Source organism: Larsenimonas rhizosphaerae, assembly GCF_026240105.1.
GTDB classification, from domain to species: Bacteria; Pseudomonadota; Gammaproteobacteria; order Pseudomonadales; family Halomonadaceae; genus Larsenimonas; species Larsenimonas rhizosphaerae.
The window spans coordinates 1,124,374-1,142,546 of record NZ_JAPIVE010000001.1; the positions used below are offsets into that span (position 1 = coordinate 1,124,374).

General features: G+C 57.9%; 17 protein-coding genes. 4 read left to right on the forward strand and 13 right to left on the reverse strand.

Going from position 1 to position 18,173, the window contains the following annotated elements; genetic code table 11:
* Positions 1-18: 18 nt before the first annotated feature.
* The 8 genes from rlmD to lepA form a co-directional block, all read right to left on the reverse strand.
* Positions 19-1,386 (reverse strand): 23S rRNA (uracil(1939)-C(5))-methyltransferase RlmD, encoded by a 1,368-nt coding sequence (gene rlmD, locus OQ287_RS05220; protein ID WP_265895761.1) that lies wholly within the window; start codon positions 1,384-1,386, stop codon positions 19-21.
* A gap of 1 nt (position 1,387) precedes the next feature.
* Positions 1,388-2,305, reverse strand: a complete 918-nt coding sequence (gene cysM / locus OQ287_RS05225; RefSeq protein ID WP_250937360.1) for a cysteine synthase CysM — start codon at positions 2,303-2,305, stop codon at positions 1,388-1,390.
* 63 nt (positions 2,306-2,368) lie between these two features.
* Positions 2,369-3,187: a pyridoxine 5'-phosphate synthase gene (gene pdxJ, locus OQ287_RS05230; RefSeq protein WP_265895762.1), complete on the reverse strand. Its 819-nt coding sequence runs from the start codon at positions 3,185-3,187 to the stop codon at positions 2,369-2,371.
* Positions 3,188-3,219: 32 nt separating this feature from the next.
* A complete protein-coding gene (gene recO, locus OQ287_RS05235) occupies positions 3,220-3,942 on the reverse strand; it encodes a DNA repair protein RecO (protein WP_250937364.1) in 723 nt (240 codons plus the stop codon).
* Positions 3,943-3,958: 16 nt separating this feature from the next.
* A complete protein-coding gene (era, locus tag OQ287_RS05240; protein ID WP_265895763.1) occupies positions 3,959-4,912 on the reverse strand; it encodes a GTPase Era in 954 nt (317 codons plus the stop codon).
* Positions 4,905-5,603, reverse strand: coding sequence for a ribonuclease III (gene rnc / locus OQ287_RS05245; RefSeq protein ID WP_265895764.1), 699 nt, complete (start codon positions 5,601-5,603; stop codon positions 4,905-4,907). Before rnc ends, era begins: the two co-directional genes overlap by 8 nt.
* A 69-nt stretch (positions 5,604-5,672) precedes the next feature.
* The gene (gene lepB, locus OQ287_RS05250) at positions 5,673-6,425 is read right to left on the reverse strand and encodes a signal peptidase I (protein WP_250938044.1); all 753 of its coding nucleotides are present in this window, start codon (positions 6,423-6,425) and stop codon (positions 5,673-5,675) included.
* An 18-nt stretch (positions 6,426-6,443) separates the two neighbouring features.
* Positions 6,444-8,261 (reverse strand): translation elongation factor 4, encoded by a 1,818-nt coding sequence (gene lepA, locus OQ287_RS05255; RefSeq protein ID WP_265895765.1) that lies wholly within the window; start codon positions 8,259-8,261, stop codon positions 6,444-6,446.
* Positions 8,262-8,627: 366 nt separating this feature from the next.
* Between lepA and OQ287_RS05260 the strand changes: the two genes are divergently transcribed.
* The gene (locus tag OQ287_RS05260; protein WP_250937372.1) at positions 8,628-8,816 is read left to right on the forward strand and encodes a hypothetical protein; all 189 of its coding nucleotides are present in this window, start codon (positions 8,628-8,630) and stop codon (positions 8,814-8,816) included.
* Between the two features lie 52 nt (positions 8,817-8,868).
* Here the strand turns inward: OQ287_RS05260 and OQ287_RS05265 are convergent, their stop codons facing one another.
* The 3 genes from OQ287_RS05265 to rpoE form a co-directional block, all read right to left on the reverse strand.
* Complete coding sequence (locus OQ287_RS05265) at positions 8,869-10,320, reverse strand: DegQ family serine endoprotease (RefSeq protein WP_265895766.1); 1,452 nt, start codon at positions 10,318-10,320, stop codon at positions 8,869-8,871.
* A 199-nt stretch (positions 10,321-10,519) separates the two neighbouring features.
* Entirely contained in the window at positions 10,520-11,197 is a 678-nt protein-coding gene (locus tag OQ287_RS05270) for a sigma-E factor negative regulatory protein (RefSeq protein ID WP_250937376.1), read from the reverse strand.
* A gap of 96 nt (positions 11,198-11,293) precedes the next feature.
* Positions 11,294-11,899 (reverse strand): RNA polymerase sigma factor RpoE, encoded by a 606-nt coding sequence (gene rpoE, locus OQ287_RS05275; RefSeq protein ID WP_250937378.1) that lies wholly within the window; start codon positions 11,897-11,899, stop codon positions 11,294-11,296.
* A gap of 290 nt (positions 11,900-12,189) precedes the next feature.
* Between rpoE and OQ287_RS05280 the strand changes: the two genes are divergently transcribed.
* Complete coding sequence (locus OQ287_RS05280) at positions 12,190-13,263, forward strand: 3-deoxy-7-phosphoheptulonate synthase (RefSeq protein ID WP_250937381.1); 1,074 nt, start codon at positions 12,190-12,192, stop codon at positions 13,261-13,263.
* A gap of 77 nt (positions 13,264-13,340) precedes the next feature.
* On the opposite strand, the gene dinG is transcribed toward OQ287_RS05280, so the two are convergent.
* Positions 13,341-15,476 (reverse strand): ATP-dependent DNA helicase DinG, encoded by a 2,136-nt coding sequence (gene dinG / locus OQ287_RS05285; protein WP_265895767.1) that lies wholly within the window; start codon positions 15,474-15,476, stop codon positions 13,341-13,343.
* A 9-nt stretch (positions 15,477-15,485) separates the two neighbouring features.
* Entirely contained in the window at positions 15,486-16,799 is a 1,314-nt protein-coding gene (locus OQ287_RS05290) for a DEAD/DEAH box helicase (RefSeq protein WP_265895768.1), read from the reverse strand.
* Positions 16,800-17,090: 291 nt separating this feature from the next.
* Here OQ287_RS05290 and OQ287_RS05295 point away from each other — a divergent pair, with 291 nt between their 5' ends.
* Together OQ287_RS05295 and xthA are read left to right on the forward strand one after the other, a co-directional pair.
* Positions 17,091-17,333: a hypothetical protein gene (locus tag OQ287_RS05295; protein ID WP_250937387.1), complete on the forward strand. Its 243-nt coding sequence runs from the start codon at positions 17,091-17,093 to the stop codon at positions 17,331-17,333.
* Positions 17,334-17,335: 2 nt separating this feature from the next.
* A complete protein-coding gene (xthA, locus tag OQ287_RS05300; protein WP_265895769.1) occupies positions 17,336-18,172 on the forward strand; it encodes an exodeoxyribonuclease III in 837 nt (278 codons plus the stop codon).
* The last annotated feature ends 1 nt before the right edge of the window (position 18,173 follow it).

Below are 18,173 nucleotides of genomic sequence, written 5' to 3' on the forward strand. Positions count from 1 at the left end.
TTTAACCGCTGCAGGCCATCAACGTGCCAGCAGTACCATGCTTTCCAGGTGCGCTGTCTGCGGAAACATATCAGCCATGGCAGATGCCTGCAGCTGATAGCCACCTTCCATCAGGTAGACCACATCCCTCGCCAGTGTGGCTGGATCACAGGAAATATAGACAATGCGCTCTGGCCCGTCAGTCGCGAGCTGACGACATAGCGCCTCGGCACCAGCGCGGGGCGGATCCAGTACGGCAAGGTCGGCATCAGGCAAGTGTGTAAGCGGTCGCGATAAATCGGCCTGACGCGCCTCAACGTTGCCATCGGGCACGGCCCTGGCGGCATTGGCACTCAGACGATTCACCATGTGTGCCTGCCCTTCCAGCGCAATGACCCTGGCGCCCCGTGCCGCCAGCGGCAGTGAGAAGTTGCCGATTCCGGCAAAAAAGTCGACCACGGTCCGGCCTTTCACATCACCACACCATGCCAGCAAACGTGACACCATGGCCTGGTTGACCTCGGCATTGGCCTGCAGGAAATCACCGTTTTCAAACCCGATACTCAACGGCTCGGACACACCGATGTCCAGCAGATAGTGACCACTCCCGCTACCCGTAACCGTTTCACGTACCAGTGGTGCCTCACGCCCCTTGAGCACCTCGAGGTGAAGCCCCTGAACAGAGGCAAAGGCCTGCCACCGCGATTCATCCGACGCCACGGCGCGCAGCAGCCGAACGGTCAGGTGCACGCCATCATCGCTGGCAACCAGCATGACATGACCGACGTGACGCGGCGCATCAAGCGTATCCAGAAGCGCCTTCATCGGTGCCAGCAGCGCCTGCAGTGACGGCACAAGTACCGGACACTCCGATACGGCAAACAACCGATCAGTGCCCCGCTTTCGAAAGCCCATGATGACCTGCCCATCGCGATCTACACGGACCCCGAGCCGGGCACGACGCCGATAGGCTATCGCGTCGCCGTCCAGTATCTCGGGCTCGGGCAATGTCATCTGATGACGTGCAAACAGCTCACCAAGCGTATCGGCCTTGTGACGTCGCTGCGCTGCATGCGCCAGATGCTGAAGGTCGCACCCACCGCAGACCCCAAAATGCGGACACACCGGTGTAATCCGGTCACTGGAGGGGTCGGCAATGTCTCGCGGATGAGCTTCATCAAAGCGGCGATGGCTATGATGAACCGCCACGGCCACCGATTCTCCCGGCAGAACCCGATCAATGAAAATGGTCTTGCCATCAGCATGGCGGGCGATACCACGGCCATCGTGCGACAGGCGCTCAACGCGAACACGGGTATCGTCCACAGGGCCTGATGCCGGCGCAGAGGACTGCAGTACGCGCTTTTTTGCCGGCCGGTTCTGCCGGCGCTGACCTAATAGAGCCACGTCAGTGCGCTCCCGGAGAATCAATGTGTTCCGGGGCAAACAGCCCGGTCGAGAGATAACGGTCGCCACGGTCACATACAATGAATGCAATGACGGCATTTTCGACCTCTTCAGCCAGACGCAGCGCGCCGGCCAGCGCGCCGCCGGAGGACACTCCGGCCAAAATACCTTCTTCACGGGCCAGGCGACGCATGTTGTCCTCGGCCTCTTCCTGACGAATATCCATGACGCGATCCACACGGGCCGATTCAAAAATGCCGGGGCGATACGCTTCCGGCCAGCGACGAATGCCGGCAATGCTGGCTCCGTCCGCCGGTTGAAGGCCGATGATCTGAATCGCTTCGTTTTGCTCCTTCAGATATCTGGACGTCCCCATGATCGTACCGGTAGTGCCCATTGAACTGATGAAGTGGGTAATGCGGCCGTCGGTCTGAGACCACAACTCAGGCCCGGTAGTCTGATAATGCGCCAGCGGATTGTCCTGATTGGCGAACTGGTCAAGGCGCTTGCCGCGCCCTTCACTGATCATGCGCTCGGCCAGATCGCGGGCACCTTCCATGCCCTCCTCACGCGTCACCTCGACAAGTGTTGCACCATAAGCCGCCATGGCCTGCTTGCGTTCACTACTGGCGCTGTCGGGCATGATCAGGATCATCCTGTATCCCTTGATCGCGGCCGCCATGGCCAGCGCAATGCCGGTATTGCCCGACGTGGCCTCGATCAGGGTATCGCCCGGTGTTATCTCGCCGCGCGCCTCAGCCCGGGCCAGCATGGACAGGGCCGGGCGGTCCTTGACCGAGCCCGCCGGATTATTGCCTTCAAGCTTGGCCAGCAGAACATTGTTGTTACCGGCGCTGATACGCTTCAAACGTACCAGGGGAGTTTGTCCTACCGTGTCTTCCAGGGTCATGTATGCCATGGATTACTTCCTCATCGGCGCCCGCTCTCTGGCGGACGTCTGGTGTCATCAATAACCGGTCTATCAGTGATCGTGATGGCAGCAACCGTCATGGTCATCGCCGCCGCCATGCTCATGATCGTGTTCTTCAAGCGCCATCATGAGGCCATTTTCCTGGCCACTGATAATCAATCGCTTCATTTCCGCCACAGCCTCCTTGAGTCCCACAAACAGAGCCCGCGCAATAATGGCATGGCCAATATTGAGCTCGTGGATACCGCCGATGGCAGCAATGGCTTCAACATTATGATAGTGGAGTCCGTGACCGGCATTGACCGTCATTCCAAGCTCGGAGGCCATTTCGGCGGCAGCAGTCAGTCGGGCATGTGCCTGTCGCGCGGTCTCGCCTGTGGCATCGGCATACGCGCCGGTATGCAGTTCAATGGTCGGCGCACCAGCTTCAAAAGCCTTCTGAATCTGCTCAGGATCCGGATCAATGAACAGTGATACATCAATGCCTGCTGCGGCCAGGCGGCGACAGGCGGCAGCGATGACGTCAAACTGTCCGGCCACATCCAGCCCGCCCTCGGTCGTCAGCTCTTCACGCCGTTCAGGGACCAGACACACATGGCGCGGCACAATACGCTCGGCCAGAGCCAGCATGGGTTCCGTGACGGCCATTTCAAGATTCATGCGGGTTGTCAGCACTGCAGCAATCAGCTCGACATCTCGCTCCTGAATATGACGACGATCTTCACGCAGGTGTAGCGTGATCCCGTCCGCCCCGGCTTCTTCAGCCAGCAGCGCGGCCTGAACGGGATCAGGGTAGCGGGTGCCACGCGCCTGACGCAGCGTGGCGATATGATCAATGTTGACACCCAGTTGGATGCGAGGCGCGTACATGCGAATCTCCTGAATACAGGGAATGGAAACCATCAGTGCGACATGGGAGGCACGGCCGCCCGACGCCGCTTGTCACCGAGTTGCTGGATCAGTTCGCGAGAGCGGAGAGGCCTGTCGCCCAGCAAAGGCGCCAGCGCCTGGCGCGCCAGGTATTTGGCGACCCGGGCATTGGCCGGCTCGCCCCAGTCGCCCTGGGCCATGGCACGAAGGGAACGGCCATCAACCCCCTGGCCCATCGGCACCACCTGAAAGTGGCGCGCTTCCTTCACGTAAAGATAGTGCGAATGCGGGTCGAGGGGGGAGCCTGCACCATCGGCAAAGACGGGATCGGCGTCCAGTGCTGACAGCACTGCCTGCTCGAAGCGACGCAACCCACTCTGGCGACGATCCGGGAATGGCAATGCACCCAGCAGCACCGCATAAGCACCAAAGACATCGGGGACGGCGCCTTCGAGCGGCAGGCAGCGAGCCAGTACTTCATTGGCGTACAGCCCGCACAGAAGCCCTTCACCAGCCAGCATTGCGCCCTGCCCGCTGGACTCGAATACCCTCAGGGTCTTCAGGTCCCCGTGACCTGCCCAGGTAATATGCAAGGGCGAAAAGGGCTGCAGTCGATGCCTTGCCTTGCTTCCCGGTCGCATGACGCCCCGTGCCACGGCCCGGACACGCCCATACTCCATGGTAAGAAGCTCCACCAGTGCGCTGGTTTCACGATAGGGGCGCCGATGAAGAAGATAGGCAGGCTGTAGCTGCATGGCCGGACTCCCGCGCCTAGTCCAGGTTATAACCGAGACTTTTCAGGGCCCGTTGGTCATCAGACCAGCCCCGTTTCACCTTGACCCACAGCTTGAGCATGACCTTGCTGTCGAACATCTTCTCCATGTCCAGACGGGCTTCCCGGCCAATCTGCTTGATCCGATCGCCCTTCTCGCCGATCAGAATCTTCTTCTGACCATCGCGCTCAACCAGCATCAGAGCACTGATATGGATGATGTTCGGTTCGGTACGAAATTCTTCGATCTCTACCGTCATCTGGTAGGGAAGCTCATCCCCCAGCTGACGCATGACCTTTTCACGCACCAGCTCCGAAGCAATGAAGCGCGAGCTGCGGTTGGTAATCTGATCTTCCGGAAAGAAGTGCTCACTTTCAGGCAGGAAGCGCTCGACTTCATCTTCAAGCTGATCCACCTGAGTACCATGGCGCGCTGAAATCGGCAGGATAGCGGCGAAATCGCGCCTGGTACCCAGCTCTTCAAGCCAGGGCAGCAGGGTCGACTTGTCTTCGATCCAGTCCACCTTGTTGACCACCAGAATCACCGGGGCGGTCACGCTGGACAGTCGCTTTAGAACCACATCATCCTCGGCCGTCCACTTGGTCCGGTCCACGATGAAGATAACGGCACTGACATCCCTGAGCGCTTGTGTAGCGGCCTGGTTCATGAACTGGTTGATCGCGCGATTGCGATCCTTGTGCATGATATGCATGCCCGGCGTATCAATATAGACCGTTTGACGATGATCCTCGGTCTTGACCCCCAGCACCTGATGGCGAGTTGTCTGGGGACGCCGCGATGTAATCGACAGCTTCTGTCCCAGAATGCGGTTCATCAGGGTCGACTTGCCCACATTCGGACGACCGACAATGGCCACAAAGCCACAGCGCAGGGCCTCTTCCTGGGAAGTCGGGGGAGTCTGATCATTCGTCGGAGGAGTCTGATCACTCATGGCGTGTTCCTTTGGTCATGGATTCGAGCTTCTTGAGCGCCTGATCAGCCGCCTGCTGCTCTGCAAAACGCCGGCTTGCCCCCTGCCCCTCGGTAGGTTTGGACAATACTTCGATATGACAGGCCACCAGAAAGGTCTGGGCGTGTGCTTCTCCCTCGACCGATAACACATCGTAGCGCGGGAGAGCATGTTGTCTGGACTGCAGATATTCCTGCAGCCGGGTTTTCGGGTCCTTCTGGGTGTCCTTGAGATCCAGCGCGGACAGCCGACTGTCGTACCAGTCCAGCACTCGGTCCTTGATGGCCTCCATGCCACCATCAAGGTAGATCGCACCAATGACGGCTTCCATTGCGTCGGCCAGAATGGAGTCGCGACGATGACCGCCACTTTTCATCTCTCCCGTCCCCAAACGAAGAAATTCACCCAGCCTGAATTCGCGCGCCAGCTCGGCCAGCGTTTGCCCCTTGACCATACGGGCCCTCAAGCGCGAAAGCTGCCCTTCACGAGCCTCGGGAAACCGGCGGTACAGGGCTTCTCCCACCACGAAATTGACAATCGAGTCGCCGAGAAACTCCAGACGCTCATTGTTCTCACCACCAAAGCTTCGGTGCGTTATTGCCAGTTCAAGCCGCGCTATATCGGTAAATGTATAGCCGACGCGCTGGCTGAGCACATTCAAGGGACTGCTCACGTTATTCCTGTTTTATCCAGTATCATGTGTAAGGACAGAGGCTGCCACGCAGCCTCTGCCGGACGCGTGTCAGTCGATCAGACGCACGCTTGAAAAGCTCGGCAATCCGTCGTGCCAGTGCATCCAGACGGCAAAGGCCTTGCCGACGATGTTCTCTTCAGGCACAAATCCCCAGTACCGGCTGTCATTGGAGTGATCTCGGTTATCCCCCATGACGAAGTAATGCCCTTCGGGCACGGTAATCGTGCGAGTCTGAGGGCCGGCATCATTCGGGTTGTTGTAGATTTGATGGCTGACATCGCCCAGATGTTCTTCAAACAACTGCTCCCCGGCGTTGTCAGGGGCGTCCGCTTCCAGCAGTTCCTTGGGCACCGGCTTGTCATTGATGTAGAGCTGCTTGTCTGCGTAACGCAGGGTATCGCCAGGCAGACCGATGACCCGCTTGATAAAGTCAACATCGGGATCTCCCGGGAACCGGAACACCATCACATCGCCTCGCTTCGGTTCGCCAACACTCAGAAAGCGTGTGTTCAGTACCGGCAGTCGCAGGCCATAGGCAAACTTGTTGACCGCGATATAGTCCCCCACCTTGAGGGTCGGGCGCATCGAGCCTGACGGAATCTGGAAGGGCTCGATAATAAAGGAGCGAATGACCAGAACCGCCAGTAACACCGGGAAAAAGGACCGGGAATAATCAACATACCAGGGTTCCTTTTCAGTCCCGCCCGCCGTACGGCGAGAGCGCTTCAGCACCAGAATGTCCAGCAGCCAGACAAGGCCCGTGACCGCCACGGCGACAACCAGCAACAGGGAAAAATCCATCATGCGTTCCTTACGGGATCAATCATTGACTTTAAGCACGGCAAGGAAGGCTTCCTGGGGAATTTCCACCTGACCGACCTGCTTCATGCGTTTTTTCCCCTGCTTCTGCTTTTCCAGCAGTTTCTTTTTACGGCTGACATCGCCGCCATAACATTTTGCGGTGACGTTCTTGCGCAGGGCCTTGACCGTTGAACGGGCCACGACGTGCCCGCCGATGGCGGCCTGCACTGCCACATCAAACATCTGGCGTGGAATCAGCTCTTTCATCTTTTCAACCAGAATGCGGCCACGCGAGTGGGCATGATCACGGTGAATGATTAAAGCCAGGGCGTCTACACGATCACCATTGATCAGGATGTCCAGCCGTACCAGCCTGGCCGCTTCGAAACGCTCAAAGCTGTAGTCAAGCGAAGCATAGCCTCTGGAGATGGATTTCAGCCGGTCAAAGAAGTCCATGACCACTTCCGCCATCGGCAACTCATACACCAGCTGCATCTGACTGCCCAGCACCTGCATATCCAGCTGATTGCCACGACGATTGACGCACTCGGAAATCACGTTGCCGACAAATTCCTGCGGCACAAGAATGGTCGCGCGCACAATCGGCTCACGCATCTCGTTCACATTGCCCATGTCCGGTAGTTTGGACGGGTTAGAGATGTAGGTGATGTCACCGTTATCCATGGCCAGCTCGTAATTTACGGTCGGCGCCGTGGTCAACAGTTCAATGTTGTATTCGCGCTCAAGCCGCTCCTGGATGATTTCCATGTGCAGCGTACCGAGAAACCCGACACGAAACCCGAAGCCGAGTGCATCCGAGTTTTCAGGCACGTAATCAAGGGATGCATCATTGAGCGCCAGTTTTTCAAGCGCGTCACGAAAGTCCTCGTAGTCATCGGAACTGACCGGGAAGATGCCGGCATAAACCTGGGGCTTGACCTTCTGAAAGCCCGGCAGACGAGCCACATCCCTGGTTTTCGTGTGAGTAATGGTATCGCCGACAGGCGCACCATGAATGTCCTTGATACCGGCGATGACGTAGCCTACTTCACCGGCACGCAGGATCCCGGTATGCGTCTGCTTGGGCGTAAAGAAACCAATGTCATTGACCTCCCAGTCTCGTCCGGTGGATTTCATGTGCATCCTGTCACCCTTTTTGAGGGTGCCGTCGAACAGACGAACCAGCGAGACCACACCCTGGTAGTTATCGAACCAGGAATCGATGATCAGGGCCTGCAGCGGGCCTTCCCTGTCTCCCTTGGGGGGAGGAATATCACGCACCAGCCGTTCAAGCAGCAGGTCAATGTTCAGGCCGCTCTTGGCAGAGACCTGAACGGCATCATGAGCATCAAGACCGATGATTTCCTCGATCTCGTGAGCTACCTTTTCCGGGTCAGCCTGCGGCAGATCCATCTTGTTCAGTACCGGCAGTACTTCCAGGTTCTGCTCGATGGCGGTATAGCAGTTGGCTACCGATTGCGCTTCGACACCCTGGGCAGCATCCACCACCAGCAGCGCCCCCTCACAGGCATACAGAGAGCGGGACACCTCGTAGGAAAAATCCACGTGCCCGGGTGTATCGATGAAGTTCAGCTGATAGATGTGTCCGTCTTTGGCGTGATAATCCAGTGTTACAGACTGTGCCTTGATCGTGATGCCTCGTTCACGCTCAAGCTCCATCGAATCAAGCACCTGCTCCTTGAGCTCGCGGTCGGTCAACCCGCCACAGACCTGGATGATACGGTCTGCAAGCGTCGACTTGCCGTGATCAATATGTGCAATGATCGAAAAGTTACGGATCTTGCTGAGGTCGCGACGAGTTGCATCTTGCGTCATGGAATACTTATCCACCTGTAAAAGCCATCACGGCACCCGCTTCTCGGGCCACCGGCGGCTGATGAAAAAACAGCAGGCATTGTACCGACATCGGTACGCGAGTTACAGCGCACCATCAGCACGGCATCAATCAGTAGTTATCGACATGGGGATTTCCTGCTGTAGCGGCCCTGCCGACCAAAAGCCTGATCGGCATAAAATGTAGACCCGAGACGACACATACGGCACATCACCCGCACCGCCGCTCCCCTAACATGCACCTACATCAAGCGTCGACTCTACATGCACCGTGATCCGTGATCACACCCGCAGCCGAGATGACCGGCGCCTCCCAGACCCGATATGCAGCGATGCGAGACTTATATCATGGAAAAGCCGACTTCCCCGAACACCGCCCAAACCACCAGCAATGATCCGTGTGACCCCAACTTCCACGCCTGGTGGAAATGGATGCAGTCCGGTGACACCGCATACCGCGCCCGGTTTGATGCCATGGTCGACTGGCATATCTCCTTCAAGCGCCAGCAACGTGCCGGCCACCTTGACGTCGAGTAATGACCCACTTGCCCATGAAAAAGCCCGCTTTCGCGGGCTTTTTCATGGCTGATCATTTTTTGGGTAACGTGATAGCCACAAAAAGGGGCTGCCCATCACGACTGATGCGAAGTGGCACCGGCTTTTCGGCCGGCAGATGGCCTACCGCTTTCTCAAGCGCCGCCACGTCATCCACGGCCTTGCCATTGAGGCTGGTAATGACATCACCGGGCTGAATACCCGCCCTGGCGCCCGCACCATCGGGATCAACCGACTCAACGACAACCCCCCGATCCACGGACAGCTGACCCTTGAGTGCATCCGTCAATGGTGTCACCTGAAGGCCCAGCGAGTTGTGCCGTTGCTCGTCGGCACTGTCTCCGATCGAGGAGGACTCATCCTTCGGCCAGTCAGCGACAGTAGCCTTGAGCGTCGTGTGATGTCCGTTACGAAGCACCTTCATGCTGAGCGTATCACCCGGCGTCAGGTGTCCGACAATACGCGGCAGCTCATCAGAGGAATCAACGGTTTCACCATTGGCCTCAAGAATGATATCACCTGCTTTCAGACCCGCCTTTCTGGCTGGCCCGGTGGGTGCTACATCAGCGACAAGCGCCCCGGTTTCCTGATCAAGGCCGAAGGAACGGGCAAGATCCCTGGACACCGGCTGAATGACAACGCCGAGCCAGCCACGATGTACCTGACCGTCCTTCTTGAGCTGATCGGCAATATCCATCGCCACATTGATCGGAATGGCAAAGGACAGGCCCATGAAACCGCCACTACGGGTATAGATCTGCGAATTGATGCCAATGACCTGACCGTTCAAGTTGAACAGCGGGCCACCGGAGTTACCCGGGTTGATGGCCACATCGGTCTGAATGAACGGAACATAAGTGTCATCCGGCAACGTGCGATCAATGGCACTGACAATCCCGGAGGTCACGGAATGGTCAAAGCCGAAGGGTGAACCAATCGCAACCACCCACTGCCCCACTTCCAGCGAGTCCGAATCTCCCATATCAAGCGTTGGGAGGTCGGTGGCATCGACCTTGATCAGTGCCACATCGGTCTTCTTGTCTTCGCCTATCAGCTTACCGGTCAGTTCACGGCGATCATTCAGGCGAACCTTGATGGTATCTGCCCCGTCGATGACGTGTGCATTGGTGAGGATATAGCCATCCTTGCTGATGATGAACCCCGACCCGAGTGAACTGAGCTCACGTCCCTTTGGACGAGGCCCACCGGGTGACCTGGGCTGCTGCGGCCCCATCGCTCCTGGAGGAAACTGATCGCCGAAGAAGTGGCGAAAGATGTCCGGCAACTGCTGCTGTTCAAAGGGGCTGAATGCCGTATTCACTTCACGCGTGGTGGAAATATTGACCACTGCCGGAGCAGCACTTTTTACCAGCCCGGTAAAATCGGGTAATTGCGCCAGTGGCGCAGCGGCCTGCGCACAATGAGCCGCAATGAGAAAGACCGTAGCCATCAGCCATGTCGACATGCGTCGGTAAACAACATCCATGAAAAACTCCTGGGGTCTGGTGCATCAGGGAGACAGGGCGAAAAACGCCAGGTGGCATCACATTTCATTGACGGCGAGACTTACAATTAGTTCATTGCCGTTACAACATAACTGAAACTTAAACAGCCTGACCAGGGCCAAAAAAAACAGGACCTGACCATGTCAGATCCTGCTCATCGCATTCAGTGGAGACGCAGGACTATTGTCCGGCCACCTGATCATAACCCGCTACGGCATTCGGGTTGTATCCAGCGCCCTGCACAGGTGAGGCAAGGTATCTGGCCCAGGGGGCATCATCGTCATTGGCACTGGCATCACCGGACATCAGCCATGTAGACGCACCATTGACGCGAATCGGCCCATTGGTCGCGCCACTTTCGGAAGGCGTATCGAAAAGCGGCAGGCTGACCAGAGACACATTGGTCCTCATTGAGCCATTGCCTGAAGCACTGACACGCGAGGTATCCAGCGCAAAGTCGTTACTGCCCGGCAACGATGTTTCAGCGCCACCTTCTGCACCGCCACGAAAGACCTGAACACCGGTAATGACCATCAAACTGACTGCCGCCGCAATCGCGGCGCTGCCCATGAAGGAGAACGGCGCATGACGCTTGCCCTGACGATTTGCTGCAGGCTGGCTCTCGGATTCTGCCGCCTGGTGTTCCTGCTCGATTCGAGCACGAATCTGTGCCGAGAAATCCATCGACACATTGATGGGCTGCTCACGCTTCATCACGCTGCGCGCCACATGATATCGCCGCCATGTATCGGCTTCTTCAGGATGTTGCTCAAGCGTTTTAAGGACACGCGGAAGAGACAGCTCATCTCCCTCGTCATCCATTACCGCTGACAGCGATTCCCGCAGATCCTGGTTCATTGCACCCATCCTCATACTGAACACGATTTTTGCTTCCTGCCTACATGGACCACACAACTGTCAGGAAGTTTAACTTCATCAGAAAAAAACGATGCACTACGCCGTAGCGTCAGTATCATCGCCCGGTCCGGACATCAGCGGTGCGATGTGATTATCGACCGCTTCGCGGGCCCTGAAGATCCGTGAGCGCACCGTACCTACCGGACACTGCATGATACTGGCGATGTCCTCATAGGACAGGCCTTCAAACTCTCGTAGTGTAATGGCTGTTTTCAGATCCTCCGGCAGCTTCTCGATCGCCTCGAAGACAGCCGCCTCGAGCTGATCACGAGCCAGAGAGGCCTCTGGGGTTTCGGTATCCGATAGCCGGCCACTGACATCCACGACCTCGGCATCGGAAATATCCAGATCACTGCCCGGCGGCCGGCGGCCGCGGGACACCAGATAGTTCTTGGCCGTATTGATCGCAATGCGGTATAGCCAGGTATAAAACGCACTTTCACTGCGAAACCGCCCCAGGGCACGATAGGCCTTGATAAAGGCCTCCTGAGCCACATCCTGCACTTCCGATTGATCGTTCACGTAACGGCTGATCAGGCCAATGATCTTGTGCTGGTATTTCCTGACCAACAGATCGAACGCAGCGTTATCGCCCTTCTGGGCACGCGCGACCAACTGCTGATCGGTAGTCTTTTCCGTCATGACGCCGACCTTGTATTTCCTGAATCCATTGCGACCGCCATTTCCGGAATCGGCGAAACCAGGGTGCTCTCGTTCCGTACATACTTGTTCATAGCTGGGGATCACCACTGCACGCGCTGGGTCGAATCAACAAGGTGCTAGTGTTCCTGTTTATGGCACGGCTATCAAGGCAGACACCCTGAATTTCGTACGCATCGTTCTCCTTTCCCACCGATCATGGCATGGTAAGATGCCTTCATCGCGCGAGGCAGGCGCATTTCTACCACGGATAAAGCAGGTGTCATTGCACAATGTCTGAACAGCAGGTCAATAACCTCAACATTCTGTCTCAGGACGTTCTTACTGCACCGGAAACACTGACGCGCGATATACCGCTCAGTGAAGCCGCCGAGCGGGTCGTGATCGACGGACGCAATACCATTCAGCGCATTCTGGATGGCACGGATCACCGGCTGATGGTCGTGATCGGCCCCTGTTCCATTCATGACATCGCATCCGCAAAGGACTATGCGCAGCGCCTCAGAGCCCTGGCCGACAAGGTCGGCGATACCCTGTATCTGGTCATGCGGGTCTACTTCGAAAAGCCGCGCACTACTACCGGCTGGAAAGGCCTCATCAATGATCCACACATTGATGACTCCTTTGATATCGAACACGGACTCAAACTGGCTCGTCAGCTGCTGGTCGACCTGACAGAGCTGGGCCTGCCACTGGCCACTGAAGCACTGGACCCGATTTCGCCCCAGTACATGCAGGACTGCATCAGCTGGTCAGCCATCGGCGCTCGCACCACGGAATCGCAGACCCACCGCGAAATGGCCTCGGGCCTGTCCGGACCGGTCGGTTTCAAAAACGGTACCGACGGCAGTCTGGGCGTGGCCATCAATGCCCTGCAGTCCGTGGCGAGCCCGCACAACTTCCTCGGCATCAACAAGGCAGGCCAGGTCGCCATTACCCGCACCCGCGGCAACCAGTACGGCCACATCGTCCTGCGCGGCGGCAATGGCAAGCCCAATTACGATAGTGTCAGCGTGGCACTGGCCGAGCGTGAGCTGGAGAAAAACGGCCTCAAGCCCAACATCATGGTTGACTGCTCGCATGCCAACTCCAACAAGGACCCGGACCTTCAGCCACTGGTGCTTGATAATGTCACGCAGCAGATTCAGGAAGGCAATACCTCCATCATTGGCCTGATGGTCGAATCCCACATCGAATGGGGCAGCCAGAAGATCCCGGCCGACCTCAAGGAGCTCAAGTACGGCGTCTCCATTACGGATGCCTGCATCGACTGGGAGACCACCGAACGAACCCTGACCGATATGGCCGACAAGCTTCGGGACACACTGCCAGGGCGCGCCCGTTGAATCACGAACTCGGGTATGTGCCGGGTATAAAAAAAGCCACCGCAAGGTGGCTTTTTCATGACAGCAGGATGAATCAGTCAGGCGATGTCGCGCCGAAACGGCGGCAGCGAGTCCAGCAGTGCCTGACCATAACGCCGGGTCAGCACACGCCGGTCCAGTAGCGTAATGGTGCCCTCATCCCCTTCCTTGCGAATCAGCCGACCACAGGCCTGAATCAGCTTGATCGAGGCATCCGGCACCGAAATCCGCATGAACGGATTCCCTCCCTGTGACTCGATCCATTCCGCCAGCGTCGCCCCGACCGGATCATCCGGCACCGAAAAGGGCAAGCGGGTGATCACCACATGCGTCAGGTACTTGCCGGGAAGATCAATGCCTTCGGCAAAGCTTGCCAGACCAAAGATCATGCTGCCCTGACCGGCATCCACCGCCTTGCGATGGCGCTCCAGCAGCTCACGCTTGGGAAGCCGGGTCTGTGAAAGTACCCGCTCACCAACAGAGTCAGGCAACGCATCAGTGACACTTTTAAGCTGTGCTCGTGAGGAAAACAGCACCAGGAGAGCCTCGGTATCAGACTGACGCGACAGAAAACTCACGATGGCCTGGTCATGGGCCTCTTTCTGAGCAGGATCAACTGCCTCCTTCGGCACGGCCAGCACCCCTCTGGAATAATCCAGTGCGCTCGGCAGGCTTTGATACCGGTAGCGATTGGCCAGCCCGGCACGCTCCTGAATCCGATCAAACCGTCCCAGCGCCGTCAGGGTCGCCGAGGTAATGACAGCACCGAAGCAGGCGCCCCACAGATGGCGCGCCAGAGTATCCGCGGCGCTGACAGGACTTGCCGAAAAAATCAGCTCTCCTTCATCCATGTTCTGGATTGACTGGGTCAGCCAGCGGGCCCGTGGTGGCTTCTGCGGATCATCCTGCTCGGAAAAGGCCTTCCACAGGGCGTGACAGTCCAGCGCACGGCCATGAATCAGCGCCATCATCGGCAGCCAGCTTTCAGCCTGCTCCCGCTCGATCCCGGTGGCCTTGTCCGGGTCCAGGCTTTCACGCAGCATATCAGTCACTGTTTCCAGCGCCCGCGACAGGGTGGCAAACGGTATAACCAGCCGCGCGGCCTGATCGCGAAGCTCGACAGGCACTTCTCCACGCGGAAAACGGAAATGGCGCGTATTGCCCTGGGACTGCGCCGTGGCACGCTCATCAAAGTCTGCCAGCTGACGTGACACCTGCACGGCCTCACCGATGCCGCTTTCAGCCATGTTAAGGGCCTCGGGCAGGGATTCCAGCAGGCGAGCCAGCGTTGTCTGATGCCCCAGCGCGGTCAGGGCTTCCGGTAAAGACTTCCTGAACTGCCCCAGCCAGCGAAGCGTGCCGTTGACCGGTGAGCGATGATAAAAGTGCTCCAGTGCCTTTTCCGGCAGGTGATGCCCTTCATCAAGCACGTAAATGCTATCCTTCGGGGCCGGAAGCACCAGGCCACCGCCCAGTGAAAGGTCCGCCAGCAGAAGGTCATGATTGGTCACAATCACATCCACTTCTTCCTGACGACGCCTTGCCTTGAAAAACGGACAGGCACTGAAATGAGGACAGCGGCGATTGGTGCACTGGCGGTGGTCCATCGTCAGCTGCTGCCAGTGCACCGGGTCAATGGTATCCGGCCAGCTGTCGCGGTCGCCGGCCCATTCGCCACTGCCCAGCGCCTCCGCCAGCGATGCCGCCAGATCGCTGACATCCTTGTCGGGGTCAGCCCACTGTTCAAACAGCGCCATGCTGGCCTGGCCGCCCTCGTGGCCATCCAGAATCTGTTCAAGCCGGGTCAGGCAGATATAGCGGCCACGCCCCTTGGCCAGAGCATAATCAAAACTCAGGCCGCTGTGCCTTTTAAGCATCGGCAGGTCCTGATGAAGCACCTGCTCCTGCAGCGCGATGGTCGCCGTCGAGATGACAAGGCGCTTGCCCCGCGCCCGCGCCACCGGCAAGGCTGCCAGGAGATAGGCCAGCGTCTTGCCGGTCCCCGTCCCGGCCTCAAGCACACATACGTGCTCGTTGCCGACCCGACGCCCGTCATCATCCTGTTCGATATCTCCCAGGGTTCGGGCGATTTCCGCCATCATCAGCCGCTGACCGTAGCGAGGCGTCAGATCAAGCGCCTCCACCACCTTGCGGTAGGCGCCCTGAATTTCAGCCTTCAGTGCATCATCAAGCATGGTGCCGGCTTACTTTTCGATCGGCTTGCACAGGTGCTCCGGCGGCTGCACACAAGGCAGCTTGTCATTGATGTAGGCTTCGATTTCCGGCATGGCAAACCCGTCTTCCTCGCCGACAAAGCTGATGGAAACACCCGTGGCCCCGGCACGGCCGGTACGCCCGATACGGTGAACATAATCTTCCGGGTCTTCCGGCAGCGTATAATTGATCACGTGGCTGACGTCATCGATGTGAATCCCCCGGCCCGCAACATCCGTGGCCACCAGAATGTCCACTTCGCCGGAGCGCAGGTCTTCGAGCGTCTTGATACGCTGACGCTGCGGCACATCACCGGACAGCATGGCGACTTTGACACCGGCGGCACGCAACTGACTATCGAGCTTGCGCACATGGTCACGTCGATTGGCAAAGACAATGGCCTTGGTGACCTGTTCCTCGCGCACAAGATTGGTCAACAGCGTCAGTTTTTCACTGTCGCTGACCAGATAGACCCGCTGCTCGATATTGTTGGCCGTCTGGGTATCCACCGCGATCTCGACGTAGGAGGCTTCATGCGTCCACTGCGTGGCCAGATTCATGATGTCCTGCGTAAACGTGGCCGAATAAAGGAATGTCTGGCGATCTTCCTTTTTGGGCGTCGCGCGGATAATGCGCTTCACGTCCGGGATGAACCCCATGGACAGCATGCGATCGGCTTCATCCAGCACCAGAATCTCTACCTGAGACAGATCAAGATCCCGTTTCTGATGAAAATCAAGCAGACGGCCCGGCGTGGCGACCAGTACATCCAGCGGACGTGACAGCGCATTTTTCTGTTTCTGATAATCCATCCCGCCGACCGCACAGGCCACTTTCAGGCGCGTAAAGCGCATCAGTGCCTTGGCATCCTTCTCGATCTGAAGGGCGAGTTCGCGGGTCGGCGCAATGATCAGTGCTCGCGGCGCGCCGTTTTTCTGGCCATCAGGCAGCTCTTCTTCCAGAAAATAGGCAAGCACAGAGATCAGAAAGGCAGCCGTCTTGCCGGTACCTGTCTGCGCCTTGCCGACGATATCACCGCCCAACAGCGTTTTCTGCAAGGACTCGAACTGAATCGGTGTGCAGTATTCAAACCCCTGCTCGTGGATCGCCCGCATCAGGGGAATCGGCAGGTCAAAGTCATGAAACCGCCACTTGCCCGCGACAGCAGGAACCTTGAAATTCGACAGGTCCCACTGCTGCTGACGTGCACCGTTGCCACGGCGTGAACGATTGTTCCGGCGTCTGCGCTTGGGCTGGCGCGACTCATTCTGGGTCGGCTGAGAGGTCTTTTCCGACTCGCTCATAAATAGTCATCACTTCGTTGATTGAAAATACCCGGTGCAGAAGGCGCCAGGCCCTTCATTCCCCCTGCCTTTCACAGGCTGATGCCGGGAATCAGTGGGTCGGAGCGCGTCTCACCAGGACCGAATATCGGACAGACAGTCCCTGAAAGGGCATTATTGTATCAGGCTCGCGCGTTCACCGCTTCCTCCTGCCGGCCGGTCTGATCCACACTTTACTGCAGCAGTCGGGAGCGTCAGTTGGTAAGATGGCGGCGACTGCATTTTACACCCCCTTTGTTTAGTGAGAGTGCCATGACACGACAGAAAAAGACCCGCTCGCTGGCGGACAAGGTGACCATTCGAACCGGCCGCCGCAAGGATTACCGCCAGTGGCGCCACGACAATCCGGACGAAGTCACCTCCTCACGGCGGTATGTTCAGAAAAAGGCTCGCCAGCGCAAGGCGCAGGCCGTCAACAAGCAGGAACGGATGCAGCGCGAGGGCTTTACCCTGCCTCTGCATGGCAACACGCCATCGAGCGAGGAAAGCCACTGACCATGCGTGTTGTTTCCTTCAATATCAATGGCGTACGCGCCCGGCCGCATCAGCTCGAGCACCTGAAGAATACTCTGGACCCGGACGTTATCGGTCTACAGGAAACAAAGGTGCAGGACAGCGAGTTTCCGCGAGAGCATATCGAGGCGCTGGGTTACCATGTCTACTACTTCGGCCAGAAGGGCCATTACGGTGTGGCGCTACTGACGCGCGAGCCGGCCCTGGAGGTCCACTATGGCTTCCCGGACACGATCAAACCCGACATCGGTGCTCATGAAAGTGATGATCAGCGCCGCATGATCGGCGTTACGCTGTCTGCCAAGGATGGGCCGGTCACCATCTGGAACGGCTATTTCCCCCAGGGCGAAAGTCTGGATCACCCGAAGAAGTTTCCGCACAAGCGGCGCTATTATTCCCAGTTGTTTGCCCTGCTGGAACACTACCACCAGCCAAACGACAGGGTGATAGTGATGGGCGATTACAACATCTCCCCGCAGGATCTGGACATCGGTATCGGTGAAGCCAATCGAAAACGCTGGCTGCGAGAAGGAAAGACCAGCTTTCAGCCCGAGGAACGGGCGTGGATGGACCGACTGTATGCACTGGGCCTCAGTGACAGCTATCGCCTATGCCATCCACACAGCACCGACTACTTCAGCTGGTTTGATTATCGCTCGAAGGGGTTCGACCGAGACCCGAAACGGGGCCTTCGAATCGATTTGATCATGGTCAGCGAGGCACTGAAAACCAGGGTCACCGCGTCAGGCATTGACTATGCGGGCCGGGCACTGGAAAAACCCTCTGACCACGCACCGGTCTGGACGGACCTGACACTGTAAG

What these genes read in the sequence shown, in the direction of transcription:
- era (WP_265895763.1), bottom strand. Translation starts at nt 4,912, where the DNA reads ATGAGTGATCAGACTCCTCCGACGAATGATCAGACTCCCCCGACTTCC.
- OQ287_RS05280 (WP_250937381.1), top strand. Translation starts at nt 12,190, where the DNA reads ATGTCTGAACAGCAGGTCAATAACCTCAACATTCTGTCTCAGGACGTT.
- recO (WP_250937364.1), bottom strand. Translation starts at nt 3,942, where the DNA reads ATGCAGCTACAGCCTGCCTATCTTCTTCATCGGCGCCCCTATCGTGAA.
- rpoE (WP_250937378.1), bottom strand. Translation starts at nt 11,899, where the DNA reads ATGACGGAAAAGACTACCGATCAGCAGTTGGTCGCGCGTGCCCAGAAG.
- cysM (WP_250937360.1), bottom strand. Translation starts at nt 2,305, where the DNA reads ATGGCATACATGACCCTGGAAGACACGGTAGGACAAACTCCCCTGGTA.
- OQ287_RS05260 (WP_250937372.1), top strand. Translation starts at nt 8,628, where the DNA reads ATGGAAAAGCCGACTTCCCCGAACACCGCCCAAACCACCAGCAATGAT.
- xthA (WP_265895769.1), top strand. Translation starts at nt 17,336, where the DNA reads ATGCGTGTTGTTTCCTTCAATATCAATGGCGTACGCGCCCGGCCGCAT.
- pdxJ (WP_265895762.1), bottom strand. Translation starts at nt 3,187, where the DNA reads ATGTACGCGCCTCGCATCCAACTGGGTGTCAACATTGATCATATCGCC.
- lepB (WP_250938044.1), bottom strand. Translation starts at nt 6,425, where the DNA reads ATGGATTTTTCCCTGTTGCTGGTTGTCGCCGTGGCGGTCACGGGCCTT.
- OQ287_RS05290 (WP_265895768.1), bottom strand. Translation starts at nt 16,799, where the DNA reads ATGAGCGAGTCGGAAAAGACCTCTCAGCCGACCCAGAATGAGTCGCGC.
- dinG (WP_265895767.1), bottom strand. Translation starts at nt 15,476, where the DNA reads ATGCTTGATGATGCACTGAAGGCTGAAATTCAGGGCGCCTACCGCAAG.
- OQ287_RS05265 (WP_265895766.1), bottom strand. Translation starts at nt 10,320, where the DNA reads ATGGATGTTGTTTACCGACGCATGTCGACATGGCTGATGGCTACGGTC.
- OQ287_RS05295 (WP_250937387.1), top strand. Translation starts at nt 17,091, where the DNA reads ATGACACGACAGAAAAAGACCCGCTCGCTGGCGGACAAGGTGACCATT.
- lepA (WP_265895765.1), bottom strand. Translation starts at nt 8,261, where the DNA reads ATGACGCAAGATGCAACTCGTCGCGACCTCAGCAAGATCCGTAACTTT.
- OQ287_RS05270 (WP_250937376.1), bottom strand. Translation starts at nt 11,197, where the DNA reads ATGAACCAGGATCTGCGGGAATCGCTGTCAGCGGTAATGGATGACGAG.